This window comes from Pseudonocardia autotrophica (assembly GCF_003945385.1).
Lineage (GTDB): Bacteria > Actinomycetota > Actinomycetes > Mycobacteriales > Pseudonocardiaceae > Pseudonocardia > Pseudonocardia autotrophica.
Map to the genome: position 1 here is coordinate 6,386,245 of NZ_AP018920.1, position 26,486 is coordinate 6,412,730.

Below are 26,486 nucleotides of genomic sequence, written 5' to 3' on the forward strand. Positions count from 1 at the left end.
ATGATTAGCAGGCACACCGGAGAGGGGTCAAGTCACGACTGTGCATCGACCCGGGTGCCGCGCCGCCGCGGGCACGGGAGTCAGGCCATCGCCTCGCCCACGGCCACGGCCAGCGCGGCGTGCGCGTCCCGCAGCCCGCTCCGGGTCGCCGCGACCCGGACCAGCCGCCGACCGGCCCCGGCCCGGGCCGCCAGCTCCGCCCGGTCACCGGACCAGTCCACCGCCACCCAGCCCAGCGCGCGGGCCAGCCCGATCAGGTCCGCGCCGGTCGGCGTGCCGAACACCCGCTCGAACGCGGTCGCGTGCTCCGGGCCGCCCTGCTCCAGCAGGTGGAAGATGCCGCCGCCGTCGTCGTCGAGCACCACCACGGTCAGGTCCGGGACCGGCTCGGAGCGGCCCACCACCAGACCGGTGGTGTCGTGCAGCAGCGTCAGGTCGCCGAGCAGCAGCGTCGTCGGGCCGTCGTGCGCCAGTGCGGCACCGATCGCCGTCGAGACGGTGCCGTCGATCCCGGCCACCCCGCGGTTGGACCGGACGACCAGGCCGTCCCGGGGCGCCGCGGCGAGCGCGACGTCGCGTACCGGGTTCGACGAGCCGAGCACCAGCTGCGCGCCGTCCGGCTGAGCGGCGACCAGGTCCCTGGCCAGCCGCAGCCCGGGTGCGCCCGCGGCGAGATCACCGTCGAGGGCGGCGTCGAGCGCCTTCGCCGCTGCCCGGTCGGCGGCGCTCCAGGCGTAGGCGAAGGCGTCCGGCGGGTCCAGCGCGGGCAGCGCGCCCACCGCGCGCACGGTGCCGGGCACGTCGGTCCAGGAGGCGCCGTCCGGCCCGGGATCGGCGTACACGGCGACGTCCGGATCCGCGAGCAGCTGGGCGACCGCGCGGTGCAGGGTCGGCCGGCCGAGCACCACCACCTGGGACGGCCGCAGCTCGGGCCGGTCGAGCAGCCACGGTGCGGCGCGCAGCGCGTGCGGCCACCACGGCGACGACGGCTCCGCGGCGAGCGGGGCCCCGCCGAGCAGGGCGGGATCGGCGCGCGGGCCACCGGAGCCGCCGATCACCAGGGTCCGGGCGGCCGGGTCCAGCGGGAGCGGCGGCAGCGCGCGGGCCGGTCGGGGCACCACCGTCCAGGCTGCGCCGCCGGGACGCCCGGCCGGGATCCACGGACCGAGCAGGCCCGCCCCGTCCGGTTGCGGGTCGTCGCCGTCGGGATCGGGGACGAGCGGCTCGGCGTAGGGCAGGTCCAGCTGGACCGGGCCGGGCGGACCCGAACCGCCGCCGGTGGCCGCGGCCAGTGCCCGGGCCACCCCGGATCGCCAGCGGCGCACCTCCGCCTCCGATACGCCCGCCGCCCCGGTCCCGCCGGCGGGCACCGCGAGCGAGCCGGACCAGCGCACGGCGGCTCCGAATATCCCGGACTGGGCGATCGTCTGGCTGGCCCCGGTGCCGACCAGCTCCGGCGGGCGGTCCGCGGTCAGCGCGAGCAGCGGCACTCCGGCGTGCGATGCCTCGAGCATCGCCGGGTGCAGGTTCGCCACCGCCGTCCCGGAGGTCACGACCACCGGGACCGGCCGGCCGGACGCCGTCGCCAGCCCGAGCGCGAGGAAGCCCGCGGTGCGCTCGTCGATCCGCACGTGCAGCCGGAGCAGCCCGAGCTCGTCCGCCCGGGCCAGCGCGAACGCCGGTGGCGCGTTGCGGGAACCGGGGCAGAGGACCGCGTCGGTGACGCCGGAGCGCACCAGCTCGTCGACGATCACCCTGGCCTGGGCGGTGGAACCGTTCACGGCCCCGACCCTATGGCGGCCGTCGCGGTCGCCGCCGCGACGGCGGTCACGGGCCGAGCCACTCGAAGATCGCGGCCGCCGAGGCGCCGGGCAGCCGGGTGGCGGCCTCCTCCGCCGACCGGCGCAGGAAGGTGTCCGCGTCGGCCATCTCGCCGGACAGCGCCGCCAGGTACCGCTCGTGCGCCTTCAACGAGTCGACGGCGGCGTCGAGGTGGCCGGAGATGTCCACCGCGTGCCGGGACCGTGGCGATCCGGCGAGCGCGATCCCCTGCACTCCGTCCCACTTCTCGCCGACGTCGCGGAAGATCCACCGGTTGGCCGCGTCCCGGACGGCGTCGATCACCGCCCGCCCGACGGCGATGTGATCGGCCTGGTTCAGGTGGATGCCCTCGGCGTCCCAGAACTCCCGGTGGTTGCTGGTGACGACGAGCTGCGGCCGGTGCCGGCGGATCGCGGCGGCGATGTCGCGGCGCAGCGCGACCGAGTACTCGACGATCCCGTCCGGGTGGTCGAGGAACTCGCAGTCCCGCACCCCGACGGCGGCGCAGGCGGCCCGCTGCTCGGCCTCGCGGACCACGGCGCACTCGTCGGGCGACATCGTGTCGATGCCGGCCTCCCCCCGGGTGACCAGCAGGTAGGCGACCTGGGTGCCCTCCGACGTCCAGCGCGCGACCGCCCCGGCCCCGCCGAACTCCATGTCGTCGGGGTGCGCGACCACCACCAGCACGCGGTCGAACCCGCCGGGCAGTGGGAGGTACTCGTCGTCGGCCATGGGTCCAGTCTGACGGCCACCGGCCTCCGGGTGTGGCCGGGCCACGTCACACCCGGACGACGGGTGTGGCCGCAACCGGTGAAAACGTGACCCTCTCGCCCTATCGTGGCGCAACCGACCGAGGTAGCCAGTCTCACGATGGGGAGAGACCGTGTCCGACACACAGTCCGGCGCCACCGCGCCGGGACCCGATGACAACGGACCCGGCACCGCATCCGATCGGTCGCACACGCCGATCGTGCGGGTCGTCGCCGCGAGCATGCTGGGCACGACGGTGGAGTGGTACGACTACTTCCTCTACGGTGTCGCGGCCGCGCTGGTGTTCCCGATGGTGTTCTTCCCGGACAGCGAGGGTGCCGTCGGGATCCTGCTGTCGATGGGCACGTTCGCGGTCGGGTTCGTCGCCCGCCCGCTCGGCGGCCTGGTCTTCGGCCACTACGGCGACAAGATCGGCCGCAAGAAGCTGCTGGTGCTGTCCCTGCTGATGATGGGCTTCGCGACCTTCGCGATCGGCCTGCTGCCCGGCTACGCCACGATCGGGGTGCTCGCGCCGATCCTGCTGGTGCTGCTCCGGATCATCCAGGGCTTCGCGCTCGGCGGCGAGTGGGGCGGCGCGGTGCTCATCGTCTCCGAGCACGGCAGACCGGAGCACCGCGGATTCTGGGCGAGCTGGCCGCAGGCCGGGGCCCCCGCCGGGCAGCTGCTCGCCCAGGCGATGCTCGGCGTGATGGCACTGGTGCAGTCCGAGGAGGCGTTCCTGTCCTGGGGCTGGCGGATCCCGTTCCTGCTCTCCGCCGTGCTGGTGCTGATCGGCCTCTACGTCCGGCTCGCCGTCGAGGAGTCCCCGGTGTTCCGGGAGGCCCAGGCCAGGTCGGCCGAGCGCACCGCGGCAGGTGAGAAGGAGACGATGCCGATCCTGGACGTCCTGCGCGAGTACCCGCGCGAGGTGCTCACCGCGATGGGCGCCCGCTTCGCGGAGAACGTCTCCTACTACATCTTCACCATCGTCATCGCGACCTACCTGCAGGAACGGTTCGACCTGCCGTCGTCGTTCGTGCTGGGGGCGGTGCTCATCGGCGCCGCGGTGCACCTGGTGACCATCCCGCTCTGGGGTGCGATCTCCGACCGGGTCGGCCGCAAGCCGGTGTACCTGTTCGGTGCGGTGGGCGTCGGGCTCTGGGCGTTCGCGTTCTTCTTCCTGATCGACACCCGGAACTTCGCGCTCACCGCGATCGCGGTCACCGTCGGCCTGGTGCTGCACGGCGCCATGTACGGCCCGCAGGCCGCGTTCCTGTCCGAGCTGTTCGGCACGAAGGTGCGCTACTCCGGCATCTCGATCGGCTACCAGCTGGCCTCGGTGTTCGCCGGTGGCCTGGCCCCGCTGATCGCCGCGTCGCTGCTGGTCGCGACGGGCAGCGGGTACGCGATCGCGGCCTACATCGCGGCCAGCACGGTCGTCACGATCATCGCGGTCGCCGGCTACTCCGAGACCCGCACCCGGCGCCTCGACGACGACGTGCTGCAGCGCGGGTGAGCGATCCGGCTCCCGGCGGCGTAGAACGGGGACGACCCGATCTTCGTCCCCCGGGAGCCATCCGATGCCACGCACCGACCTGACGATCGCCACGCCGGACGGCGCCGCCCCGGCCTTTCTGCACACGCCCGACGGCACCGGCCCGTGGCCCGGCGTGATCCTCTACGTCGACGCCGGTGGGGTGCGCGAGGCCATGCACGACATGGCCGCCCATCTCGCGACGCTGGGCTTCGCCGTGCTGCTGCCCGACGTCTACCACCGGCACGGCGACTGGGCGCCGTTCGACATGTCCACCGTGTTCTCGAACGACGCCGAGCGCGAGCGGCTGATGAGTATGATCGCCTCGCTGGAGCCGCGCCTGGTCGCCGTCGACGCCGAGGCGTGGGTGACCGCGCTGCTCGACCGGCCCGAGGTGAGCGGCACCCGGATCGGGGTCACCGGCTACTGCATGGGCGGCGTCATGAGCCTGCGCACCGCGGCGACGCAGCCGGAGCGGGTGGCGGCCGCGGCCTCGTTCCACGCCGGGAACGTCGCGACCGACGACCCCGCCAGCGTGCACCGGCTGGCCGACCGGATCCGGGCCACCGTCTACGTCGCGGGCGCCGAGAACGACCGGTCGTTCCCCGACGAGCAGCGCAGGCTCCTCGAGACGGCGCTGTCCGACGCCGGTGTCGAGCACACCGTGGAGACCTATCCGGCCGCGCACGGTTTCGCCGTCCCCGACGTGCCGTCGTACGACGAGCGGGCCGAGCAGCGGCACTGGGAGGCCCTGCACCGGCTGCTCGGCGCCCACCTCTGACCGGCCCCGGTAACCTTCCGCGGGACATGACCGCGACCCTGCACGCCTCCGGCCTCGCCGCCGGGCACGGCGATCGTTCCCTGTTCTCCGGCCTGGACCTGGTCGTCGCCCCCGGCGACGTGATCGGCCTGGTCGGCGCCAACGGCGCCGGCAAGTCCACGCTGCTCTCGATCCTCGCGGGCACCCGCGCGCCGGACGCGGGGGCACTGACGCTCGCCCCGCCGGACGCGACCGTCGGCCTGCTCTCCCAGGAGCCGGACCGGCGGACCGGCGAGACGGTGGCCGGGTTCCTCGCCCGCCGGACCGGCGTCGCCACCGCGCAGTCCACGATGGACTCCGCCGCCGAGGCGCTCGGCGAGGGTGCACCCGGTGCCGACGACCGGTACGCGACGGCGCTGGACCGCTGGCTCGCGCTCGGCGGAGCCGACATGGAGGAGCGCTCCGGCGACGTGCTGCGCGAGGTCGGCCTCGCCGTCGACCCGCAGGCCGCGATGACCGGACTCTCCGGTGGGCAGGCCGCCCGGGCGAACCTGGCCGCGCTGCTGCTGTCCCGCTACGACCTGCTGCTGCTCGACGAGCCGACCAACGATCTCGACCTGGACGGTCTGGCCCGGCTGGAGGCGTTCGTCGGCGGACTGGGCCGCCGCGGCGGGACCCCGACGGTGCTGGTCAGCCACGATCGGGAGTTCTTGTCCCGCACGGTGAACCGGATCGTCGAGCTGGACCGGGCGCAACATCGGATCGGGATCTACGACGGCGGCTACGAGGCCTATCTGGCGGAGCGGGAGACCGCCCGCCGGCACGCCCGCGAGGAGTACGACGAGTACTCCGACAAGCTCTCGTCGCTCAAGGACCGCGCGGTGATGCAGCGGAACTGGATGGCCCAGGGCGTCCGCAACGCCCGGCGCAAGACGAAGGACCCGGACAAGAACGTGCGCGCGCTGCGCGCCGAGTCCAGCGAGAAGCAGGCGTCGAAGGCCCGGCAGACCGAGCGGGCGATCGAGCGGCTCGACGTCGTCGAGGAGCCCCGCAAGGAGTGGGAGCTGCGGATGACGATCGCGTCCGCGCCCCGCTCGGGTTCGGTCGTCGCGCGGCTGGACGGCGCCGTTCTGCGCCGCGGCGGGTTCGTGCTCGGCCCGGTGACCGCGCAGGTCGAGTGGGCCGACCGGGTCGTCGTCACCGGGGCGAACGGGGCCGGGAAGTCGACCTTGCTGGCCGCGCTGCTCGGGCGGCTGGAGCCGGAGTCCGGTGCGGCCGGGCTCGGCTCGGGTGTGCTGGTCGGGGAGATCGACCAGGCCCGCGGGGCGTTCCTCGGCGAGGACGCGCTGCTGCGCGCGTTCGGTGAGCAGGTGCCGGACTGGCCGGAGTCCGAGGTGCGGACGCTGCTCGCGAAGTTCGCGCTGGGCTCGGAGGCGGTGCTGCGGCCCGCGGCGTCGCTCTCGCCCGGTGAGCGGACCCGCGCCGGGCTGGCCCTGTTGCAGGCCCGCGGGGTGAACCTGCTGGTGCTCGACGAGCCGACCAACCATCTCGATCTGCCCGCCATCGAGCAGCTGGAGGAGGCGGTGGAGGGGTTCGCCGGAACGGTCCTGCTGGTCACCCACGACCGGCGGATGCTCGACACGGTCCGCGCCACCCGCCGCTGGGAGGTCCGCGACGGGACCCTGCTGGAGTCCTGACCCCGGCAGGGCCCCGGGCGGGTCAGCCCTGGGCGGGCTCCTCGGCGTCGTCCTGCGCGACGATCGCGAAGCGCAGCTCCTGCTCGCCCGCGTCGGTCTGGACGGGCTGCACGTCGAGGACCTTGTCGTCGAGCATCTGGGCCGCGGTGGGCTCCAGGAAGACGGTGATGCCCTCGCCGCGGAGCACGGTGTCCTGTGCATCGGCAGTCCGGGCCAGCGCCAGCTCCAGGCCCTGCTCCGGGTCCGGAGCGGTGATCCGCAGGCCGCCGTCCTCGGGCAGCTCCGCGTCGGTGCTCAGGGTCTTGATGGCCTCGGCAGCGTTCTCGGTGATCGCCAACATCGTCCCCACCGTACGGATCCGGCGGGGCGCGTCCACCGCGGCTCCCGGGAGCCGGGCCGTTCGGCGGGCAGATCGGCCCGTGCGCTCCGGGAACACCGGAGGTGACCTGCATCACCTGCCGCTACGGCACGGCATGCAGGCCCCGCTCGCGAACCACGTCCTCGCGTGGTGGGCGGCCGCGCCGGCACGGGCCCGCGCGGCCGCCCCCTACCCGGGCGTATGAGACCTCAGCCGAAGGTGTCCGGGTCCGGGCCGAGCCGGGCGCCGGTGTGCAGCTTCTCGATCGCGGCGATGTCGGCGTCGGACAGGGTGAAGTCGAAGATCTCGTAGTTCTCCCGGATCCGGTCCGGGTTGCCCGACTTCGGGAACACGATGTTGCCCAGCTGGATGTGCCAGCGCAGGACGACCTGGGCGGCCGAGCGACCGTGCCGCTGCGCCAGCTCGGCCAGCTCCGGGGCGTCGAGCAGGCCCTTGCCCTGGCCGATCGGGCTCCACGCCTCGGTCGCGATGCCGTGCTCCCGGTGGTATTCGCTCAGCTCGCGCTGCACCAGCTGCGGATGGAACTCGATCTGGTTCACGGCCGGCACGGTCGAGGTCTGCGCCGCGAGCTGCTCCAGGTGCGGGATCTGGAAGTTCGAGACGCCGATCGACCGGGCCTTGCCGGCGTCACGGGCATCCTCGAATCCCTGCCAGGTCTCGACGTAGCGGTCCTCGCCCGGCCGCGGCCAGTGGATCAGGTAGAGATCGACATGATCGAGACCGAGCCGGGTCAGGCTCTGATCGAGGCGGCGGACGGCCTCGGAGCGGCCGTGCCCGTCGTTGTTCAGCTTCGTGGTGACGAACAGCTCGTCGCGCGGGATCCCGGAGTCGGCGATCGCCTGCCCGACGCCCTCCTCGTTGCCGTACATCTGCGCGGTGTCGATGTGCCGGTAGCCCACGTCCAGGGCCGCCTTCACGGTCTCCGCGGTGCGCCCGGCCTCGATCTGGAAGACGCCGAAGCCCAGCTGCGGGATCTCGCGGCCGTCGTTCAGCTTGATCGTGGGAACAGTCATGCCCTCGGCTACCCGGGTCGTTGCGCGCTCATGCAGCCCCGTGGGATCGGTCTCCGGCGGGAATACGTGCCCGGGGCAACGCGAGCGTGAGCAGCGCCGCGACGACCGCGATGCCGAGCAGCAGACCGGTCCAGACGACGGGCCCGGCGGCGGCCGCCGCACCCGCGGCGGCCGTGCCCACCGCGCCCAGCACGAACTGGCACGCCCCGAGCACCGCGCTCGCCGATCCGAGCCCGTCCGAGCGGGCGTTCATGGCCGCCCCCATCAGGACCGGCTCGGTGATCCCGAGCCCGGCGAGTGCGACCGCGAAGCAGACGGCGAGCACCCAGATCGGTAGCCCGGCGACGGCGGCGACGGTGGCACCGATCGCCCCGGCGACGATCAGCGCCGCCCCGAGCACCGCGTTCGTCCGTGCGGCGAGCCGGTCGGCCAGCACGTGCGCGGCACCGGCCCCGACGGCAACGGCGACCGCGGTCGCCCCGAACAGCAGCCCGAACTCGCTGGCACCCAGGCCGTAGGTGCCGCGGTAGACGTACGACGCGCCACCGATGTAGGCGAACAGGAAGCCGAAGACGGTGCAGATCGCGGCGGCCGGCACCACGAACGCGCGGTCGCGCATCAGCGAGCCGTAGCCGCGCAGCGTCGCCCCCGGGCGGAACGGGGTGCGCGCGGCGACCGGCAGCGACTCGGGCAGGAACCGGACCGCCGCGAACAGGGTGAGCGCTCCGAGCACGGCCAGCGCCACGAACACCGCGCGCCAGCCCGCGACGCCGTCGAGCGCACCACCGGCCGCGGGCGCGATGATCGGCGCGACGGCGACCACCACCATCAGCGCCGCGTACAGCCTCGTGGCGGCGTCGCCCTCGGCGCGGTCGCGCACGGAGCTGTTGACGACGACCACGGTGACCGCACCGCCCGCGGCCTGCAGCAGCCGGGCGGCCACCAGGACCGCCATGGACGGGGCGAGCGCGGCGGCGACCGAGCCCGCGGTGAACAGCGCGAGCCCGGCCAGCAGCGGGGTGCGGCGGCCGACGGCGTCGGTCAGCGGGCCGGCGAACAGCTGCCCGAGGCCGAGCACCAGCAGGTAGCCGGTCAGCGTCAGCTGGGTGACCCACACCGGGGCGCGGAACTCGGCCGCGATGTCGGGCAGCGACGCGAGGTACATGTCGATCGCGAACGGGCCCAGCCCGACGACGACGGCGAGGGTGAGCGTGAAGGAGCGCGGAGGCGCGGTCATGGGGGTACCAGGTCCTGGTCGGAGCGCCCGCTCGGCGGGAGACGGTCCCAGAGTAAGGAGAATTGATGCACCTGCACCACTTTTTGGAGTGTGGTGTGCTCCGCGACACGGCCGGGGCTACTCCCCGTCGAGGGCGGCGGCCAGCTCGTCGGCGACGAACCCGGCCAGGCAGGTGCGGCCCTGCACGGCGGCGGCGAGCAGCGCGCCGTCCATGAGCAGCAGGTAGCGGCGGGCGTGGCGCTCCGGGCGCCCGCAGGCCCGCAGCGTCGCCGCCACGTCGCGTTCGATCCCGGCCCACTGCTCGGCGAGTTCACGGGCCAGCCGGGGGCTCTCCCGGGCGGCGTCGGCGAGCGAGCCGACGACACCGCGCAGGGTGTCGTCGTCGAGCGGGGCGCCGAGGCCGCTGCGGACCAGCCGGTCGACGAGCTCGGCGGTGCCGGGGACCGCCCCCGGGGGCACCGTGGACGCGTCCTGCGCGGCGTCGCGCCGGGCCCGGTCGAGATCGGCCAGTACCGCCGAGAGCAGGTCCTCGCGGGTGGAGAAGTAGTAGCGGATCGCCCCGCCCGGGACACCGGCCCTGGCGGCGACGCTGCGGTGGGTCACCGCGCTCATCCGCTCCCCGACCAGGATCTCGGTGGCCGCGGTGAGGATCGCGCGCTGGCGCTCGTCGCTGCGCTCCTGGCGGGTCCGGCGCGGGGGCACCGCCGGCTCAGCCCCAGACCCGCGCGACCTCGGCGGCGACGTCCGCCGCCTGCGCCCGGCCGGCCCGCGCCGAGGCCGGACGGTGGGCCGGATCGAGCGGGTTGCGCCCGAACGCGCGGCGCGAACGCCGGTCCGGCTCGACGACCGCGACCCGGGCCAGCGCGCCGAGCGCCTCGGCCTGGACCCGCGGCGAGGCCGCCCCGCCGAGCCCGCCGGACAGCGGTGCCAGCACGATGACGCGCCCGTACCCGGCGGCGAGATCGGCGTTGGCCATGGAACGGACCCCGCCGTCGATCCAGCGGGTACCGGCGGCCGTGACCGGCGGCCAGACGCCGGGCACCGCGCAGCTGGCGGCGACCGCGGTGGCGAGCTCGACGCCGTCGTCGCGGCCGAAGACCCGGAACGCGCCGGTGTACGCGTCGACGGCGGTGACCCGCAGATCGCGATCGGCGGGCCAGTCCGCGCCGTCGAGCCGGGACCGGATCACCGCGATCCGCTCGGCCTCGTCGACCGTGTCGGTGTCGCGCGCGAGCCGGCCGATCCGGGCCCGCACCCGGGTCGCGTCCCGCGGGCCGGCGAGCGCGGCGACGCCGTACCGGATCCCGAGCCGCAGCCCGAGGCTCGCGGCGATCTCGCCGGAGGGCGGGGCCAGTTGGGTCGCGGCGAGCGCGGCCGGATCGCGGCCGACGGCCAGGTTGGTGCCCACCACCGACCCGGCCGACGTCCCGACGACGAGATCGGCGCCGCGCAGGTCGACGCCGTCGGTGAGCAGGCCCGCCAGCAGCCCGTACATCCAGGCGATGCCGGTCAGCCCGCCGCCGCCCAGCACCAGCGCCCGTCGGTCGTCGGCCATCGGTCTCCTCCGTCGTCGTTGCTCGTGATCACCGCGGGTGCGGGATCGCGATCAGCCGCGCAGTGCGCGGTGCGCGATCTGGGCCAGGTGCACCGGCTCCCGCTCGCCTGCCTGACGGACCTGGGTCCGGCAGGAGTACCCGTCGGCGAGCAGGTCCACGGACTCGTCGGCGGCCCGGACCGCGGGCAGCAGGGCGCGCTCCGCACAGGCCATCGACACGTCGTAGTGGCCGTCCTCGAAGCCGAAGTTCCCGGCCAGCCCGCAGCAGCCCGAGTCGAGCACGGTGGCGTCGACGCCGAGCGCGGCCAGCACCGCGCGGTCCGGTTCGCTGCCCAGCTCGGCGTGCTGGTGGCAGTGGATCTGCACCAGCGCCGCCCCGTTCCCGGTGCCGGCCACCGCGGACAGCTCGTCGGCGTGCCGGGCGAGCAGCTCGGCCAGCGTCGACACCTGGTTCTCCAGGACCTTCACCCGGGGCTCGTCGGGCAGCAGCTCGGCGGCGTCGCTGCGCAGCGCGGCGGTGCAGGACGGCTCCAGCCCGACGACCGGGACACCCGCGTCGAGCGCCGGGCCGATCGCCCGCAGGCTGCGCGCCAGCACCCGCCGGGCCGCGGTGATCTGGCCGGTGGAGGTCCAGGTCAGGCCGCAGCAGACGTTGCGCGGGGGCAGCTCCACCCGGTAGCCGAGCGCCGTGAGCACGGCGACCGCGTCGGCCGCGACGTCCGGGTCGAAGTGGTCGGTGAAGGTGTCGGTCCACAGCAGCAGCGGGCCACGCGAGCCCGGCTCGACACCGAGATCGGGCACCGCCGACATCGGCGCGCCGCGGGCGGCCCGGGAGGTGTAGGTCTCGCGGGCGATGGGCGGGATCGCCCGGCGGGCGTCGATACCGCCGGCCCTCTTCGCGATCTTCGCCAGGAACCCCACCCGGGCCAGCCGGTTCAGCCCGTCGACGGCCGCGGCGGGCAGCGTGCCGACCAGCCGCATCCAGCGCGGCAGCGCGCCCATCGAGTAGTGCGAGCGCGGCCGGATCCGGCGGTGGTAGCGGTTCGCCAGGAACTCGGTCTTGTACGAGGCCATGTCGACCCCGACCGGGCAGTCGGACTTGCAGCCCTTGCAGGACAGGCACAGATCGAGGGACTCGGCGACCTCGTCGGAACGCCAGCCGTCGGTGATCACCTCGCCGTTCGCCATCTCGAACAGCAGCCGGGCCCGGCCGCGGGTGGAGTGCTTCTCCTCCTTGGTCACGTTCCAGCTCGGGCACATGACCCCGGAGCCGGTGTCGACGGCGCACTTGCCGACGCCGAGACAGCGCCGGGTGGCCCGGTGGAAGCTGCCGCGGTCGTGGCCGAACGCGAGCTTCGGCTCGTCCGGCATGGTCGGCATGCCGACCCAGGTACGCAGGTTCTCGTCCATCGTCGCCGGCCGGACGACCCGGCCCGGGTTCATCCGGTCGTCCGGGTCCCAGATCTCCTTGAACCGCTCGAACCCGGCGATGATCTGCGGCGGGTACATCCGGGGCAGCAGCTCGGCGCGTGCCTGGCCGTCGCCGTGCTCCCCGGACAGCGAGCCGCCGTGCGCGACGACGACGTCAGCGGCGTCGGTCATGAACTCCCGGAAGTTCGCGATCCCCGGCTTCGTGAGCAGGTCGAAGTCGATCCGGACGTGCAGGCAGCCGTCGCCGAAGTGGCCGTAGTAGATCCCCTTGCGGCCGTGCCGCTCCAGGACCTTGTCGAACTCCCGCAGGTAGGCACCGAACTTCTCGGGCGGGACGGCGGCGTCCTCCCAGCCGGGCCAGGCCTCGCCGCCCTCCGGCGAGCGGGTGACGAGCCCGGCGCCCTCCTCCCGGACCCGCCACAGCGCCGCCATCTGCGCCGGCTCGGAGACGATCACGGCGCCGGTGGTGTAGGGCTTCATCGCGGCCGCCACCGCCTGCGCCGCGGCCTCCGCGGCGGGCCGGTTCTCGCCGCCGGTCTCGACGTAGAGCCAGCCCTTGCCCTCGGGCAGCATCCGGCTGGTCGTCTCGTTCGGCCGCAGCGCGCGCAGCGACGCGATCAGCCCGGCGTCCATCCCCTCGATGGTGAGCGGCTGCTGCTCGCGGACGATCATGACGTTGTCGGCGGCGTGATAGGCGTCCGGGAAGCCGAGCACGGCCAGCGCCCGCGCCGGCGGCGACTCGACGAGATCGACGGTCGCGGCCAGGATCGTCGCGCAGGTGCCCTCGGTGCCGACCAGCGCCTTCGCCAGGTTGACGTTGCCGGGGACCAGCTGGTCGAGGTTGTAGCCGGAGACCCGGCGGGTCAGCTCGGGGACGTGCGCGTCGATCTCCGGGGCGAGCTCGGTGCCCAGCGCCCGCAGCGCGTCCGGGATCGCGCCCCGCTCGGTGCCGGTACCGCCGAGGGTGATCCGCTCGCCGCGGTAGGTGAGGACGTCGAGCGAGTGCACGTTGTCGACGGTCTTGCCCCAGGCCACCGAGTGCGATCCGCAGGCGTTGTTGCCGATCATCCCGCCGATCGAGCAGCGGTTGTGCGTCGACGGGTCCGGGCCGAAGGTCAGCCCGTGCGGCTTCCCGGCGTCCCGCACGGCGTCACAAACCGCCCCCGGCTGCACGGTCGCGGTCCGCGCGTCCGGGTCGACGGACAGGATCGCGTCCATGTGCGTGCGGAAGTCCAGCGCGACCGCGGTGTTCACCGCCTGCCCGGCGATCGAGGTGCGCGACCCGACGGGGAGCACGGGGACGCCGTGCTCCCGGCAGAGGGCCATCGCCGCCTCGACGTCGGCCGCGTCGCGGGGCGAGACCACCCCGATCGGGATGCCGCGGTAGTTCGACGCGTCGGCCGACCACATGGCGCGGCTGGCGGCGTCGAACCGGATCTCGCCGCCGACGGCGGCACGCAGGTCGTTCTCGAGGGTGCGGTACGCGGTGGTGGGGCGCGCAGCGGTGCTCACGGAGCTCCTCCCAGCAGGTCGGGACGCCCGCGACGCTACAGCGCCGATCCCCCCGTCCCCCGGCTCGCCGGTCTCACCAGTTCTCGACCGAGCGGGTGAGGATGGCGGCGATGTCGTCCTCGGTGGGGGTGCGCGGGCAGGTGGCGAGCAGTCGCTGCTGCTTCATCGTGCCGGGCACCAGGTCGGGCACGTCCGCCTCGGTGTAGCCGACGCCGCCGATCCCGTTCGGGATTCCGATGTCGCGCATCAGGTCGATCAGCACCCCGGGCAGCTGCTCGCGCTCGTCGTTGCGCCGCTCGGCCCGCGGGTCCATCAGCTCGGCCGCCTTCAGGTGCCGCTCCGGGGCCGAGGAGAAGGAGAACCGGAAGGCCTCCGGCGCCGTCAGCGAGACCGACATGCCGTGCGGCACCATCGGCTCGTCCTGCGGGAAGCCGGACGGCCGGAAGTCGCGCACCATCCCGGCGATCGGATAGGCGTTCGCGTGCGGGATGTGCACCCCGGAGTTGCCGAAGCCCATCCCGGCGAAGGTCGCGGCCATCATCATGTCCGAGCGCGCCTCGACGTCCTGCGCGCCGTGGTGCACGGCCGTGCGGAACGAGCGCGCCAGCAGCGTCATGGCCTTCTCGCACCACAGGTCCGACACCGGGTTCGAGCCGCAGTAGGTGACCCGCTCCTCCGGCTTCTTGCGGTCGAACGTGCTGTACCAGCGGGCGGTGTAGGACTCCACCGCGTGGCACACGATGTCCATCCCGGACGCCGCGGTCACCTCCGGCGGCAGCGACATCGTGAGCAGCGGGTCGATCACGGCCAGCGTCGGGCGCAGCCGCCAGTGGCTGATCCCGGTCTTCACCTTCATCGACAGGATGTCCAGCACGCACATCGCGGTCGACTCCGAGCCGGTGCCGGCCGTGGTCGGGACGGCGATCAGCGGCTTGAGCGGCCCTTCGGGCACCTTCGCGTTGCCGATCGGCTTGTTGATGTAGTCCATCAGCTCGCCGGGGCCGCTGGTCAGCAGGTTGATCGCCTTCGCGGTGTCGATCGCGGAGCCACCGCCGACCGCGACGAAGCCGTCCCACGGGCCCTGGGCCCGCGCGTACTCGGTGGCCTTGATCATCGAGTCGTCGGTCGGCTCGACGTGCACGCCGTCGAAGATCTCGCTGGAGATCCGGTAGCGCTGCAGCGACTCGGCGATCCGCTCCGGGATCCCCAGCGCGCGCACCCCGGGGTCGGTGACGATCAGGACCCGGCTCGCGTCGTACCCGGTCATCTCGAAGCCGATCTCGTCGATCGCTCCGGCGCCGAACTTCAGGGGCGGCGCGCCCCAGGTGAAGATCGTCTCCTCGGTCAGGTCGACGGACGGGATCGTCATGGACGCCTCCTGGGTCGCACGGCATCGGGCACTGGAGGCCCGAGTCTGCCCCGCCCATCGGGATGTGCGCATCCGGACCGCGCTCAGCGCGCGACGAGCTTCATCAGCGTCTCGACGAGGTCGTCGAGCACCCGCTCCTGCTCCGCGCGCCGCAGCCCGCCCACCCACTCCGGCGCCTGGCTCATCGACGCGTGCAGGCACTGCAGGGTCGCGTCCACCGAGACGACCGAGAACTCCCCGCCTGCGACGCCCTCGTTCAGGACCGCGCGGAAGACCGCGTCGTGTCTGCGGCGCAACTCTTTGATCCGGGTGCGCTGGTCGGCGGGCCAGGTGCTGGGCACCAGGAAGAGCCTCAGGGCGGCCGGGTACTCGCGGACCGCGATCCGCACGTGCTCACCCAGCAGCGCCCGCAGCCGCCGCTCCGCCGTCCCCTCCCGGCCGGCGGGTAGCCCCTCCAGCCGGGCCGTCCAGTCGTCACCGAGGGTCTCGATGGCCGCGGTGACCAGGGCGTCCTTCCCGGAGAAGTAGTGGTAGAGCGAGCCCTTGGTGACGTCGAGCCGCTCGGCGACCTCCTCCAGGCTGACGGCCTCGTACCCGCGTTCCCCGACGAGCTCCGCCGCGGCGGTGAGGATCTGCCGGATCCGCCTGTCCCGCTTGCGTTGCACCCGCCCGACCGGCGCGGCGTCCGCTGCTGCCGGCTCGGCGACCGACGAGGCCCCCGAGCCCGGGGACACCACACCCGGAACGGTCGCGTCCGTCATCCCTGCACCTCCGTCGTCCAGTCTCGCACCGGTCCCGCGCCGCCCGAGCACGGGTCGAACATTGACTCATGATTCAAATTTTGTCACTCTGGTCAGCATTCGACGCCGCAGTCGACAGACCAGGAGGACGACAGCGTGGACCTCGCCCCCACCGACACCCAGCAGGCGTACCGCGAGCGCGCCCGCAGGTTCGCCGAGACGGAGCTGCTGCCCGGCTACGCCGGCCGCGAGCGCGCCGGGCGCATCGGGCCGGAGCTGCGCCGCGAGATGGGCCACCGCGGCCTCATCGGGCCCCAGCTGCCGGAATCCCTCGGTGGCGGTGGTACCGACCGGCTCACCACCGGCCTCGTCCTGGAGGAGATCGGGCGCGGCGACATCAACGTCGGCTATCTGCCGGTCGTCGGGGCGCTGGCGGGACAGATCCTGGCCCGCGCCGGCGACCCCGAGCTGGCCAGGCACTGGGTTCCCCGGATCTGCTCCGGCGAGGACGTCGTCGGGATCGGGCTGACCGAGCCGCACGCCGGGTCCGACGCCGGAGCCCCCCGGCTGACCGCCACCCGCACCGGTTCCGACTGGGTGCTCGACGGGGTCAAGTCCCTCTCCTTCGCCGCCGATGCCGCGGCGGTGGTGGTGTTCGCCCGCACCAGCGCGGACGCCGGGCGCGGGCGTGGGATCAGCGCGTTCCTCGTCCCGCTCGACGCGCCGGGCGTCACGATCGAGACCTATCCCGACTCCGGGACCCGCGCGGTCGGGCGCGGCGCCGCGCATCTCGACGGTGTCCGGGTCCCCGCCGACCACCTCATCGGCCAGGAGGGCGAGGGGTTCGGCCAGGTCATGGCCGGGTTCGACTTCTCCCGCGCGCTGATCGGGCTGCAGTGCGTCGGCTGCGCCCAGCAGACCGTCGACGAGACCTGGGAGTACGTGTCCTCCCGCTCGGCCTTCGACCGCCCGCTCTCGGTCAACCAGGGCGTCGCGTTCCCCCTGGCCGAGGCCGACACGCTGCTCGCCGCTGCCCGCGCGCTGTGCCACCGCACGCTGTGGCTGGCCGACTCCGGCGCACCGCACACCGCCGAGGCCGCGATGTGCAAGTGGTGGGCCCCGAAGACCGCGCACGACGCGGTGACGCAGTGCCTGTTGCTGCACGGCCAGTACGGCTACCGCACCGAACTGCCGATCGAGCAGCGCATGCGCGACGTGCTCGGCCTGCAGATCGGCGACGGCACCGCCCAGATCATGAAGCTCGTCATCGCCCGCCGCCGGCTGGGCCGCGAGCTCGCCCCCTGAGACGACCTGAGGAGAAGAACACCATGGGCAGGATGGACGACAGGACCGTCGTAGTGACCGGCGCCGGCCGCGGAATCGGCCGGGCGATCGCCGAGCGGCTGGCGGACGAGGGTGCGTCGGTCGCCGTGACCGACGTCGACGCGGACACGGCCGCCGGCACCGCAGCGGAGATCGGTGGCACGGCCGTGGGGATCGCCGCGGACGTCACCGACCCGGCATCGGTCCGGGCGATGGTCGAGCAGGTCCGCGCCGTCTACGGCCGCATCGACGTGCTCGTGAACAACGCCGGATGGGACAAGGTCGGCCCGTTCGTCGAGTCCGACCCGGCCGACTGGGACCGGATCGTGCAGATCAACCTCTACGGCGTGCTGCACACCGCGCACGCCGTCGTCCCGACGATGATCGCCCAGGGCAGCGGGACGGTGGTCAATCTCGCCTCGGACGCCGCCCGGGTCGGTTCCACCGGCGAGGCCGTCTACTCCGCGGCCAAGGGCGGGGTCGTCGCCTTCACCAAGACCCTCGCCCGCGAGGTCGCCCGGCACGGCATCAACGCCAACTGCGTCTGTCCCGGCCCGACCGACACCGCGCTGTTCGCCTCGGTCGTCGAGGGCAACGACACGCTGCGCGACGCCCTGGTCAGGGCCATCCCGTTCCGCCGGCTCGCGCAGCCCGAGGACCTCGCCGCGACGGTCGCCTTCTTCGCATCCCCCGACGCCGCCTACCTCACCGGCCAGACCGTCAGCGTCAGCGGCGGCCTGTCGATGGTCTGAGCACCCGGGAGCCACGATGCCCGACCCGCACGACCTGCTCGACCTCGACGGCCTGCTGTCCGGGCCGGAACGCGAATGGCGCGACGAGGTCCGCCGGTTCACCACCGAACGGATCACCCCACACGTCGCGGACTGGTTCGAGCGCGCACACTTCCCCCGGGACCTGCTACCCGAGCTGGGTAGGCGCGGCCTGCTCGGCATGCACCTGCACGGCCCGGGGTGTCCCGGCCGCGGCGCCGTCGAGTACGGGCTGGCCGCGATGGAGCTGGAGGCCGCCGACTCCGGCATCCGCACCGTGGTCAGCGTGCAGGGCTCGCTCGCGATGACCGCGATCGACCGGTTCGGCTCTCCCGAGCAACGGGAACGCTGGCTGCCACCGATGGCCGCCGGAGAACTGATCGGCTGCTTCGGCCTCACCGAACCGGAGGCGGGCAGCGACCCGTCGGGAATGCGGACCCGCGCCGAGCCCGACGGGGACGGCTGGGTACTGCACGGTGCGAAACGCTGGATCGGCCTGGCCACCGTCGCCGACATCGCCATCATCTGGGCCCGCACACCGGACGGGATCCGCGGCTTCGTCGTTCCCACCGCGACGCCCGGGTTCTCCGCCACGCCGATCGAGCCGAAGCTGGGTCTGCGGACCTCGGTGCAGGCCGACGTCGTGCTCGACGGGGTGCGGCTCACCGGGGACGCGCTGCTGCCCGGTGCGCTGGGTCTGCGAGGGCCCTTCACCTGCCTCGACGAAGCCCGCTACGGGATCATGTGGGGCGCGATGGGCGCGGCCCGCGACGCGTGGGAGACCGCGCTCGCCTACACCGGCGCCCGCAGGCAGTTCGGCACGCCGCTCGCGGCGTTCCAGCTCACCCAGCAGAAGCTCGTCGACATGATGCTGGAGATCCAGAAGGGCACCCTGGTCGCGCTGCGCACCGGGCGCCTGAAGGACGCCGGCCGACTGCGGCACGAGCAGATCTCGATCGGCAAGCTCAACAACGTCCGCGAGGCGATCGAGGTCTGCCGCACGGCACGTACGCTGCTCGGGGGCAACGGGATGACCGCGGAGTACCCGCCGCTGCGGCACGCCACGAACCTGGAGGCCGTCCGCACCTACGAGGGCACCGACGAGATCCACACCCTGATCCTCGGCCGGGCATTGACCGGCATCCCCGCGTTCACGGCGGGCTCGTCATGATCGACTACTACCGGGTGGACGCCGACCTGCCGCCGCGCGTGCAGCAGCTGCGGGACCGGGTTCGCGCCGTCGTCGACGCCGAGGTCCTGCCGGTGATCAACGACTACTGGGATCGCGCCGAGTTCCCGTTCGCGCTGGTACCGCGGCTCGCGGAGCTCGGGGTGGCCGGCTACACCGCACGCGGCCCCGGCTGCCCCGAGCTGAGCCCGCTCGAAGCCGGGATCGTGATCCGCGAGCTCGCCCGCGGCGACGGCAGCATCACCACGTTCATGGGGGTGCAGTCCGGCCTGGCGATGGGCACGATCGCGCTGCTCGGCGACGACGAGCAGCGGACCCGCTGGCTCCCCTCGATGGCCGCGCTGGACACGGTCGGCGCGTTCGCCCTCACCGAGCCCGGGCACGGCTCCGACTCCGTCCGGCTGGAGACCACCGCACGACGGGACGGGGAGCACTGGGTCCTCGACGGTGCCAAGCGGTGGATCGGCAACGCCGGCTTCGCCGACGTGGTCGTCGTCTGGGCCCGCGACGCCGACGACGGCCGGGTGGGTGCGTTCGTCGTCGAGTCCGACCCGCAGCACGGGTTCCCGCCCGGTTACTCCACCGAGCTGATCACCGGCAAGATCGGCAAGCGCGCCGTGTGGCAGCCCGACGTCGTGCTCGACGGCGTGCGGGTCCCGGCAGCGAACCGGTTGCCGGGCGCCCGCTCGTTCCACGACGCGTCCCGGGTACTGGCCACCACCCGCGGCGGGGCGGCGTGGGAGTCGCTCGGGCATGCGATGGCCGCGTTCGAGATCGCGCTCGAGTACACCGCCGGGCGCGAACAGTTCGGCCGCCCGATCGCCGGGTTCCAGCTGGTCCAGAGCACGCTGGCCGGGATGCTCGCCGAGGTCGTCACGATGCAGCTGTGGTGCGTGCGGATGGCGGAGCTGCAGGAGCGCGGCGAATGGACCGGACCGATGGCGTCGCTGGCGAAGCTGCACCACGCCCGTCGCGCCCGGCAGGTGTGCCTCGACGCCCGCGACCTGCTCGGCGGCAACGGCCTGCTGATCGAGAACCACGTCGCCCGCCACCTCACCGACATGGAGGTGGTGCACACCTACGAGGGCACCGACCACATCCAGTCCCTGATCGTCGGCCGGGATCTGACCGGCCTGTCCGCATTCAGCTGAGCCGTTGCACGCCCTCGACGAGGAGGAGCCGATGTACACCTACGATCCCCACCCCTTCCGGGAGTGGTTCGAGCGGGACTTCACCTACCTGGCCGGGTTCCGGCGCACCGTGCGCCGGTTCGGCGGTCGCACCGCGATGATCGATCCGGAGACCGGCGAGCAGCACACCTACGCCGAGCTGGCGGCGCAGGTCGATTCGCTGGCCTCCGGGCTGGTGGACGCCGGCGTCGAACCCGGCGACGTCGTCACCTACCAGCTCTTCAACTCACCCGCCTTCGCCCGCCTCTACCTCGCGACCCAGGCCGCGGGTGCGGTCGGCTCACCGATCAACTTCCGGCTCGCCGCCGGCGAGATCGCGCACGTCCTCGACGACAGCGCCCCCCGGGTGTTCGTCTACGACACCGAGCTGACCGGCACCGTGCGCGACGCGCTCGCGCTCGCCGCGCATCGGCCGGCGCTCGTCGTCGCCACCGGTGCCGGGGATCCGCTGCCCGGAGCGGTCCGGATCGGCGAACTCTCCCGCGACGGCGCCCCGCCCGCCCCGGGACGCACCACCTACGACGAGACCACCCGGCTCTACACCTCGGGCACCACCGGCATGCCCAAGGGCGTCCCGCTGAACAGTCTGGTCGAGGTGTTCAGCGCACACGACGTGATCATGCACTTCCCGCTCGGGCCGGAGGACCGGACGTTGAACATGACGCCCTGGTTCCACCGCGGTGGGCTGTACGCCGCCGGACCGAACCCGGCGTTCTACGTCGGTGCGGGCGTCGTCCCGCTGCGCGCATTCGACCCCTACCGCTGCCTCGATCTCGTCGTCGAGCTCGGGCTGACCTACCTGATCGGCGCACCGACGAACCTCGAGATGCTCGCCCGCGCCCAGGCAGACCGGCCGCGTGACCTGTCGACGCTGCGCGGGATCGTCACGATGGGCGCCCCGCTGGAGCGCGGGGCCTGCCTGCGCTACCAGGAGCTCCTCACCCCGCGGATCTTCAACGGTTACGGCACCACCGAGACGTTCTGGAACACCTTCCTGCGTCCCGAGGACCTGCCGGCGCACGCCGGGTCGGCCGGGCGCGCCAGTACCGACGACGACGTGCGCGTCGCCCGGATCGACGACGCCGGGAACACCAGTCCGGAAACCGTGGTCGCCCGCGACTCCGAGGAGATCGGCGAGGTCGTGGTCCGCTCCCCCAAGGGGGGTTACGCCTACACCGGCGGCGCCGAGCCGGAGAAGTTCGTGGACGGCTGGGTGCGGCTCGGTGACCTCGCCACCTGGGACGCCGACGAGTTCGTGACGATCGTCGGCCGCAAGGACGACATGCTCGTCTCCGGCGGCGAGAACGTGCACCCGGTGCAGGTCGAGGAGGCGCTCAACGAGCACCCGGGTGTCGCGGACTCGCTCGTCGTCGGGGTTCCCGACGAGCGGTGGGGGCGCCGAGTCGTCGCCTACGTCGTTCCCGCCGTCGACGGGCTGACCGCGGCGGAGTGCGACGCGCACTGCCGCGCACATCCGATGCTCGCCGACTTCAAGCGGCCGCGGGGCTACCGCTTCGTGGACTCGCTGCCACTGACCGCGACCGGAAAGAAGATCCACTACAAGGCGGCCGCCCAGGCTGCCGCCGACGACGCCGCCGGCCTGTTCGAGATCGCCGGCCCATCGGAAGGAGCCCGTCCGTGACCACTCCCACCACCCTCGACCCCACCGCCTACGAGCAGCTGCTGTTCGAGCGCCGCGACGACGGCGTGCTACTCGTCACGATCAACAACCCGGACCGCTACAACGCCACCGACGAGGTACTGCACGGCGAGCTCGCCCGGGTCTGGCGGGAGATCTCCAAGGACCCGCTCACCCGCGTCGCGGTGATCACCGGAGCCGGGAAGGCGTTCTCCGCCGGCGGTGATCTGGGCATGGTCGAGCGCATGGCAGGCGACCACGACCGGGTCTCGGCCATGCTCACCGAGATGTCCGACCTGGTCTACAACATGATCGACTGCGAGAAGCCGATCGTGTCGGCGATCAACGGGGTCGCCGTCGGGGCCGGGGTGGTCGTCGGCCTGCTCGCCGACATCGCGATCTGCGCCGAGGACGCCACGATCGGCGACGGGCACGTCAAGCTCGGTGTCGCCGCCGGTGACCATGCGGCGATCATCTGGCCGCTGCTCGCCGGGCTCGCGAAGTCGCGCTACTACCTGCTGACCGGGGAGATGCTGACCGGTGCCGAGGCGGAGCGGATCGGGATGGTCGCCAAGGCGCTCCCCCGCGACCAGGTGCTCGACGAGGCGCTGCGCGTCGCACACGCGCTCGGCACCGGGTCCCAGCAGTCGATCCGGCTCACCAAGCGGGCACTCAACTCGTGGCTGCGGGCGGCCGCTCCGACGTTCGACCAGTCGGCGGCCTACGAGATGCTGACCTTCATGGGGCCCGACGTCGTCGAGGGCGCCGCGGCGCTGCGGGAGAAGCGGCCGCCGAGGTTCCCGTCCGCGCGGCCCTGAACCGCGTGGCAGGCTGGCGGCCGTGTCCGGCTCCGGTCCCGTCGATCCCGGCGCCCGGCCGCCCGTCCCGGGTCCGGGCACGCTGTACCGCACCGTCACACGGACCTGGGGCGACGCCGGGCGGGTCTGGCTGAACGGCCTGGACGACCTGATCGCCGGCCTGACCGGCGAGCTCGGCCTGGTGCCGGGGCCGGTGCTGCCGCAGTCGTTCCACGCGGTCCGGGCGGTCACCCTGCCCGACGGCAGCCCGGGCGTGCTCAAGGCCGGTGTGCCGGACGGTCATCTCGACGCCGAGATCGCCGCGCTGCGTGCCTACGACGGCCACGGCGCCGTCCGGCTGCTGTGGTCGGACGCCGCCCGCGGGGCGCTGCTGCTCGAACGCGCCGTGCCCGGCTCCGATCTCAGCGCGTTGCCGGACGCCGAGGCGACCGCGGTGATCGCCGACCGGCTGCGGGAGCTGCACCGGGCACCGATCCCGGACGGGCCGGAGCACATCCGCTCCGAACAGGCCGCATTCACCGAGCACCTGCGCCGCTTCCCCGGCGACGATCCGCTGCCCCGCGAGCTCGTGGAACACGCCGCGGCGCTGTGGCGCGAGCTGTGCGACTCGACGCCCCGCGAGGTGCTGCTGCACGGCGACCTGCACCATGCCAACGTGCTCGCCGCGACCCGCGAACCCTGGCTGGCGATCGACCCGCACGGCCGGACCGGCGATCCGGGCTACGACTGCGGACAGATCCTGTACAACCCGCTCGACGCCGACCCGGCCGAGCTGGCCCGACGGGCACCCGCCCGGGTCGAACAACTCGCCGATGTGCTCGACCTCGACCAGGACCGGACCCTGGCCTGGGGGTTCGCCGTCTGCGTGCTGTCCGAGGTGTGGTGTGCGCAGGACGGGCCGATCGACGGCACCGCGCTCGCCGTGGCCCGGGCACTGGCCTCGCGGGTCCGGGACTGAGCGACACCTAGGCTCGGGCCCATGCCCGTCTCCGAGACCTTCGATCCCGACGCCTGGAAGCCGGTGGAGGGGTTCGCCTTCCGCGACATCACCTACCACCGCGCGGTGTCCACCGGCGCGGTGCGGATCGCGTTCGACCGCCCCGAGGTGCTCAACGCTTTCCGTCCCGGCACCGTCGACGAGCTGTTCACCGCGCTCGAGCACGCCCGCACCAGCGCCGACGTCGGCTGCGTCCTGCTGACCGGCAACGGACCGTCCCCCAAGGACGGCAAGCGGGCCTTCTGCTCCGGCGGCGACCAGCGGATCCGGGGCCGCACGGGTTACCAGTACGCCTCCGGCGACACCGCGGACACCGTCGAGCAGGGCCGCGCCGGGCGCCTGCACATCCTGGAGTGCCAGCGGCTGATCCGGTTCATGCCGAAGGTGGTCATCGCGGTCGTCAACGGGTGGGCCGCCGGCGGCGGGCACTCGCTGCACGCCGTCGCGGACCTGACCCTGGCCAGCGCCGAGCACGCCCGGTTCAAGCAGACAGACGCCGACGTCGGCTCGTTCGACGGCGGATACGGCTCGGCCTACCTGGCCAAACAGGTAGGGCAGAAGTTCGCCCGGGAGATCTTCTTCCTCGGCCGGACCTACTCCGCCGAGCAGATGCACCACATGGGCGCGGTCAACGAGGTCGTGCCGCACGCCGAGCTGGAGAGCACGGCGTTGCAGTGGGCGACCGAGATCAACGGCAAGTCCCCGACCGCGCAGCGGATGCTGAAGTACGCGTTCAACCTGGCCGACGACGGGCTGGTGGGCCAGCAGCTGTTCGCCGGGGAGGCGACCCGGCTGGCCTACATGACCGACGAGGCGGTCGAGGGGCGGGACTCGTTCCTGCAGAAGCGGGAGCCGGACTGGTCGCCGTTCCCCTGGTACTACTAGCGGCTGCCCAATCCTGGCCCACTCACTCCCGGCCGGTCGCTCTGCTGCGACTCACTCCGGGCCCGTCACTCCGCGGCCGCTCGACTCCGGTGCCACTCACTCCGCGGCCGCGCGCGGCCGGGGCAGCGCGACGGGCAGCGGCAGGACGGCGGGCACGGGCTGCGGGGCGGGCGGCTGCACAGCGGTCGACTGTTCGGCGGGCGGCTGCACGGCGGGCGCGGGCTGCTCGGCCCGGACCGGCACCAGGAACGCCAGTGCCGCGAGCTCACCGGCGGCGGCCCGGTGCCCGTACGCGGCCGGGCGCCGGCAGCGCAGCGAGCGCGGGGCGCCGGTCGGGGACGTACCGGCGGTGGGTGCGGGGTGCGGCATGGGGAGCTCCTTCGACTCCGGGGAGCGGGGCCGGGTGCGCCGCCGCTCTCACCCCGCCTGTCGTCTCCCGGGCGGCCGCCGTTGCGGATCCCGTGCCGTGTTCCCCGAATGTGATGACCGCGCTGCGCGGAGGCCACGCCGGGTGACCGTGCCCGCAGGTGGCAGGGTGATCACCCGTGGACGTGCGTGCGATCGGGGTGGACGGTTCCCCGGAGTCGGTGGACCGGCTGGCCGCCGCGCTGCGGGCCGCCCTCGACGGCACCGGCCCCGCGGTGTTCCCGGTCCGGGTCGCACCGGGTGCGGAGCCGGCGCTGCCCGGGCCGGTGGCCCGCGCCGCGGCGGACGGCACGTTGCCGGACGGGCTCGCCGTCGTCGTCGCCACCTCGGGTTCGACCGGGGAGCCCAAGCACGTCGCGCTGACCGCCGCCGCGCTGCGCGCCTCCGCGTCCGCGACCGAGGCCCGGCTCGGCGGAGCAGGTCGCTGGCTGCTCGCGCTGCCCGCCGAGCACGTCGCCGGGGTGCAGGTGGTGCTGCGGGCACTGCTGTCCGGCTCGGAGCCCGTCGTGCAGGACCTCCGGGACGGCTTCCGCCCCGAGGGCCTCGCCCGTGCGACCGCCCGGATCGGGCTCGGTGCGCGCCGCTACACCAGCCTCGTCCCCACCCAGCTCGCCCGGGTGCTCGATCACGGCTCGGCGCCGCTGTTCGCGCTGGCCGGATACGACGCGGTGCTCATCGGCGGTGCGGCGCTCGATCCCGGGCTGCGCGCCAGGGCCACCGACGCCGGGATCCGGGTCGTGACCACCTACGGGATGAGCGAGACCTGCGGCGGCTGCGTCTACGACGGTGTCGCGCTCGACGGGGTCACCGTCACGATCGAGCCCGGCTCCGGACGAGTGGTGCTCGGCGGCCCGGTCGTCGCCGCCGGATATCTCGGGGCGCCGGACGCCACCGCGGAGGCGTTCGGCCCCGCCGGCTTCCGCACCACCGATCTCGGCTCGATCGGCCCGGACGGCGCGCTGGCCGTGCTGGGCCGGGCCGACGACGTCGTGAACACCGGCGGGGAGAAGGTCGCACCGGCCGCCGTCGAGCGGGCCCTGCTCGGTGTGCCCGGGGTCCGCGCGGCCTGCGTGGTCGGTCTCCCGGACGACGAGTGGGGGCAGGTCGTCGGCGCCCTGGTCGTGCTGGAGGGCTTCCCGCACGCCGGCCAGGGCGAGGGGCCCGACGGCGGTCTCGTCGATGGCCCGGACGGCGGTCTCACTGATGGCCCGGATGATGCGGCGCTGCGCGACGCCGTCCGTGCGGCCTGCGGCCGGGCCGCCGTACCACGGGTGCTGCGCCGGGCGGCGGCGCTGCCCGAGCGGGGCATCGGCAAGCCGGACCGGGCCGCGGTCGCCGCGCTCCTGCGCACCCGGTGAACGGACCGGCGACCCCCTCGTCGGTTGCTGAAGGTGAGATCGAACCCCCGAGTCGCCACCCGGAACGGTGATACGGACGTACACACCATGGGG

At 73.7% G+C, this 26,486-nt stretch carries 23 protein-coding genes; 12 read left to right on the forward strand and 11 right to left on the reverse strand.

Annotated elements, in window-relative coordinates; genetic code table 11:
• Positions 1 to 80: 80 nt before the first annotated feature.
• Both menD and Pdca_RS29730 read right to left on the reverse strand, forming a co-directional pair.
• On the reverse strand, positions 81 to 1,781 hold the full coding sequence (gene menD, locus Pdca_RS29725; protein ID WP_085910657.1) for a 2-succinyl-5-enolpyruvyl-6-hydroxy-3-cyclohexene-1-carboxylic-acid synthase: 1,701 nt from the start codon (positions 1,779 to 1,781) through the stop codon (positions 81 to 83).
• Between the two features lie 46 nt (positions 1,782 to 1,827).
• Entirely contained in the window at positions 1,828 to 2,553 is a 726-nt protein-coding gene (locus Pdca_RS29730; RefSeq protein ID WP_085910656.1) for a PIG-L deacetylase family protein, read from the reverse strand.
• Positions 2,554 to 2,812: 259 nt separating this feature from the next.
• Between Pdca_RS29730 and Pdca_RS29735 the strand changes: the two genes are divergently transcribed.
• From Pdca_RS29735 to Pdca_RS29745, 3 genes are all read left to right on the forward strand, one after another.
• Positions 2,813 to 4,087, forward strand: coding sequence for an MFS transporter (locus tag Pdca_RS29735; RefSeq protein WP_166665999.1), 1,275 nt, complete (start codon positions 2,813 to 2,815; stop codon positions 4,085 to 4,087).
• A 64-nt stretch (positions 4,088 to 4,151) separates the two neighbouring features.
• A complete protein-coding gene (locus Pdca_RS29740; protein WP_085910654.1) occupies positions 4,152 to 4,886 on the forward strand; it encodes a dienelactone hydrolase family protein in 735 nt (244 codons plus the stop codon).
• Between the two features lie 26 nt (positions 4,887 to 4,912).
• A complete protein-coding gene (locus Pdca_RS29745; protein WP_085910653.1) occupies positions 4,913 to 6,562 on the forward strand; it encodes an ABC-F family ATP-binding cassette domain-containing protein in 1,650 nt (549 codons plus the stop codon).
• Between the two features lie 22 nt (positions 6,563 to 6,584).
• Here Pdca_RS29745 and Pdca_RS29750 read toward each other — a convergent pair whose 3' ends face one another.
• From Pdca_RS29750 to Pdca_RS29785, 8 genes are all read right to left on the reverse strand, one after another.
• On the reverse strand, positions 6,585 to 6,902 hold the full coding sequence (locus Pdca_RS29750; protein ID WP_085910724.1) for an adhesin: 318 nt from the start codon (positions 6,900 to 6,902) through the stop codon (positions 6,585 to 6,587).
• A gap of 227 nt (positions 6,903 to 7,129) precedes the next feature.
• On the reverse strand, positions 7,130 to 7,954 hold the full coding sequence (locus Pdca_RS29755) for an aldo/keto reductase (RefSeq protein ID WP_085910652.1): 825 nt from the start codon (positions 7,952 to 7,954) through the stop codon (positions 7,130 to 7,132).
• A 28-nt stretch (positions 7,955 to 7,982) separates the two neighbouring features.
• Positions 7,983 to 9,191, reverse strand: coding sequence for a Bcr/CflA family efflux MFS transporter (locus Pdca_RS29760; RefSeq protein ID WP_085910651.1), 1,209 nt, complete (start codon positions 9,189 to 9,191; stop codon positions 7,983 to 7,985).
• A 117-nt stretch (positions 9,192 to 9,308) separates the two neighbouring features.
• Positions 9,309 to 9,893 carry a TetR/AcrR family transcriptional regulator gene (locus tag Pdca_RS29765; RefSeq protein WP_085910650.1) on the reverse strand — a complete coding sequence of 195 codons (585 nt, stop codon included), beginning with the start codon at positions 9,891 to 9,893 and terminating at the stop codon, positions 9,309 to 9,311.
• Positions 9,894 to 9,900: 7 nt separating this feature from the next.
• Positions 9,901 to 10,746: a patatin-like phospholipase family protein gene (locus Pdca_RS29770; RefSeq protein ID WP_085910649.1), complete on the reverse strand. Its 846-nt coding sequence runs from the start codon at positions 10,744 to 10,746 to the stop codon at positions 9,901 to 9,903.
• A gap of 51 nt (positions 10,747 to 10,797) precedes the next feature.
• Positions 10,798 to 13,689 (reverse strand): FAD-binding and (Fe-S)-binding domain-containing protein, encoded by a 2,892-nt coding sequence (locus Pdca_RS29775; RefSeq protein WP_085910648.1) that lies wholly within the window; start codon positions 13,687 to 13,689, stop codon positions 10,798 to 10,800.
• Positions 13,690 to 13,762: 73 nt separating this feature from the next.
• Positions 13,763 to 15,058 carry a hydroxyacid-oxoacid transhydrogenase gene (locus Pdca_RS29780; protein ID WP_085910647.1) on the reverse strand — a complete coding sequence of 432 codons (1,296 nt, stop codon included), beginning with the start codon at positions 15,056 to 15,058 and terminating at the stop codon, positions 13,763 to 13,765.
• Positions 15,059 to 15,141: 83 nt separating this feature from the next.
• Positions 15,142 to 15,819: a TetR/AcrR family transcriptional regulator gene (locus Pdca_RS29785; protein ID WP_085910646.1), complete on the reverse strand. Its 678-nt coding sequence runs from the start codon at positions 15,817 to 15,819 to the stop codon at positions 15,142 to 15,144.
• Positions 15,820 to 15,954: 135 nt separating this feature from the next.
• On the opposite strand from Pdca_RS29785, the gene Pdca_RS29790 reads away from it, so the two are divergent.
• The 8 genes from Pdca_RS29790 to Pdca_RS29825 are packed head-to-tail and all read left to right on the forward strand — an operon-like array spanning position 15,955 to position 24,609.
• The gene (locus Pdca_RS29790; RefSeq protein WP_085910645.1) at positions 15,955 to 17,103 is read left to right on the forward strand and encodes an acyl-CoA dehydrogenase family protein; all 1,149 of its coding nucleotides are present in this window, start codon (positions 15,955 to 15,957) and stop codon (positions 17,101 to 17,103) included.
• Positions 17,104 to 17,126: 23 nt separating this feature from the next.
• The gene (locus Pdca_RS29795) at positions 17,127 to 17,873 is read left to right on the forward strand and encodes an SDR family NAD(P)-dependent oxidoreductase (RefSeq protein WP_085910644.1); all 747 of its coding nucleotides are present in this window, start codon (positions 17,127 to 17,129) and stop codon (positions 17,871 to 17,873) included.
• Positions 17,874 to 17,889: 16 nt separating this feature from the next.
• On the forward strand, positions 17,890 to 19,062 hold the full coding sequence (locus Pdca_RS29800) for an acyl-CoA dehydrogenase family protein (RefSeq protein ID WP_085910643.1): 1,173 nt from the start codon (positions 17,890 to 17,892) through the stop codon (positions 19,060 to 19,062).
• The gene (locus Pdca_RS29805) at positions 19,059 to 20,231 is read left to right on the forward strand and encodes an acyl-CoA dehydrogenase family protein (protein WP_085910642.1); all 1,173 of its coding nucleotides are present in this window, start codon (positions 19,059 to 19,061) and stop codon (positions 20,229 to 20,231) included. The genes Pdca_RS29800 and Pdca_RS29805 overlap by 4 nt, the downstream gene beginning before the upstream one ends.
• A 31-nt stretch (positions 20,232 to 20,262) precedes the next feature.
• Positions 20,263 to 21,912 (forward strand): class I adenylate-forming enzyme family protein, encoded by a 1,650-nt coding sequence (locus tag Pdca_RS29810; protein ID WP_085910641.1) that lies wholly within the window; start codon positions 20,263 to 20,265, stop codon positions 21,910 to 21,912.
• On the forward strand, positions 21,909 to 22,727 hold the full coding sequence (locus tag Pdca_RS29815) for an enoyl-CoA hydratase/isomerase family protein (RefSeq protein ID WP_085910640.1): 819 nt from the start codon (positions 21,909 to 21,911) through the stop codon (positions 22,725 to 22,727). The genes Pdca_RS29810 and Pdca_RS29815 overlap by 4 nt, the downstream gene beginning before the upstream one ends.
• A 22-nt stretch (positions 22,728 to 22,749) precedes the next feature.
• Positions 22,750 to 23,685 carry an aminoglycoside phosphotransferase family protein gene (locus tag Pdca_RS29820; RefSeq protein ID WP_158092030.1) on the forward strand — a complete coding sequence of 312 codons (936 nt, stop codon included), beginning with the start codon at positions 22,750 to 22,752 and terminating at the stop codon, positions 23,683 to 23,685.
• Positions 23,686 to 23,706: 21 nt separating this feature from the next.
• On the forward strand, positions 23,707 to 24,609 hold the full coding sequence (locus Pdca_RS29825; RefSeq protein WP_085910638.1) for a 1,4-dihydroxy-2-naphthoyl-CoA synthase: 903 nt from the start codon (positions 23,707 to 23,709) through the stop codon (positions 24,607 to 24,609).
• A gap of 96 nt (positions 24,610 to 24,705) precedes the next feature.
• Here Pdca_RS29825 and Pdca_RS29830 read toward each other — a convergent pair whose 3' ends face one another.
• Positions 24,706 to 24,978: a hypothetical protein gene (locus Pdca_RS29830; RefSeq protein ID WP_085910637.1), complete on the reverse strand. Its 273-nt coding sequence runs from the start codon at positions 24,976 to 24,978 to the stop codon at positions 24,706 to 24,708.
• Positions 24,979 to 25,160: 182 nt separating this feature from the next.
• On the opposite strand from Pdca_RS29830, the gene Pdca_RS29835 reads away from it, so the two are divergent.
• Positions 25,161 to 26,393 (forward strand): AMP-binding protein, encoded by a 1,233-nt coding sequence (locus Pdca_RS29835; RefSeq protein ID WP_085910723.1) that lies wholly within the window; start codon positions 25,161 to 25,163, stop codon positions 26,391 to 26,393.
• The last annotated feature ends 93 nt before the right edge of the window (positions 26,394 to 26,486 follow it).

What these genes read in the sequence shown, in the direction of transcription:
- Pdca_RS29785 (WP_085910646.1), bottom strand. Translation starts at nt 15,819, where the DNA reads ATGACGGACGCGACCGTTCCGGGTGTGGTGTCCCCGGGCTCGGGGGCC.
- Pdca_RS29795 (WP_085910644.1), top strand. Translation starts at nt 17,127, where the DNA reads ATGGGCAGGATGGACGACAGGACCGTCGTAGTGACCGGCGCCGGCCGC.
- Pdca_RS29825 (WP_085910638.1), top strand. Translation starts at nt 23,707, where the DNA reads ATGCCCGTCTCCGAGACCTTCGATCCCGACGCCTGGAAGCCGGTGGAG.
- Pdca_RS29830 (WP_085910637.1), bottom strand. Translation starts at nt 24,978, where the DNA reads ATGCCGCACCCCGCACCCACCGCCGGTACGTCCCCGACCGGCGCCCCG.
- Pdca_RS29760 (WP_085910651.1), bottom strand. Translation starts at nt 9,191, where the DNA reads ATGACCGCGCCTCCGCGCTCCTTCACGCTCACCCTCGCCGTCGTCGTC.
- Pdca_RS29780 (WP_085910647.1), bottom strand. Translation starts at nt 15,058, where the DNA reads ATGACGATCCCGTCCGTCGACCTGACCGAGGAGACGATCTTCACCTGG.
- Pdca_RS29740 (WP_085910654.1), top strand. Translation starts at nt 4,152, where the DNA reads ATGCCACGCACCGACCTGACGATCGCCACGCCGGACGGCGCCGCCCCG.
- Pdca_RS29810 (WP_085910641.1), top strand. Translation starts at nt 20,263, where the DNA reads ATGTACACCTACGATCCCCACCCCTTCCGGGAGTGGTTCGAGCGGGAC.
- Pdca_RS29745 (WP_085910653.1), top strand. Translation starts at nt 4,913, where the DNA reads ATGACCGCGACCCTGCACGCCTCCGGCCTCGCCGCCGGGCACGGCGAT.
- Pdca_RS29735 (WP_166665999.1), top strand. Translation starts at nt 2,813, where the DNA reads ATGCTGGGCACGACGGTGGAGTGGTACGACTACTTCCTCTACGGTGTC.
- Pdca_RS29770 (WP_085910649.1), bottom strand. Translation starts at nt 10,746, where the DNA reads ATGGCCGACGACCGACGGGCGCTGGTGCTGGGCGGCGGCGGGCTGACC.
- Pdca_RS29750 (WP_085910724.1), bottom strand. Translation starts at nt 6,902, where the DNA reads ATGTTGGCGATCACCGAGAACGCTGCCGAGGCCATCAAGACCCTGAGC.
- Pdca_RS29805 (WP_085910642.1), top strand. Translation starts at nt 19,059, where the DNA reads ATGATCGACTACTACCGGGTGGACGCCGACCTGCCGCCGCGCGTGCAG.
- Pdca_RS29800 (WP_085910643.1), top strand. Translation starts at nt 17,890, where the DNA reads ATGCCCGACCCGCACGACCTGCTCGACCTCGACGGCCTGCTGTCCGGG.
- Pdca_RS29755 (WP_085910652.1), bottom strand. Translation starts at nt 7,954, where the DNA reads ATGACTGTTCCCACGATCAAGCTGAACGACGGCCGCGAGATCCCGCAG.
- Pdca_RS29730 (WP_085910656.1), bottom strand. Translation starts at nt 2,553, where the DNA reads ATGGCCGACGACGAGTACCTCCCACTGCCCGGCGGGTTCGACCGCGTG.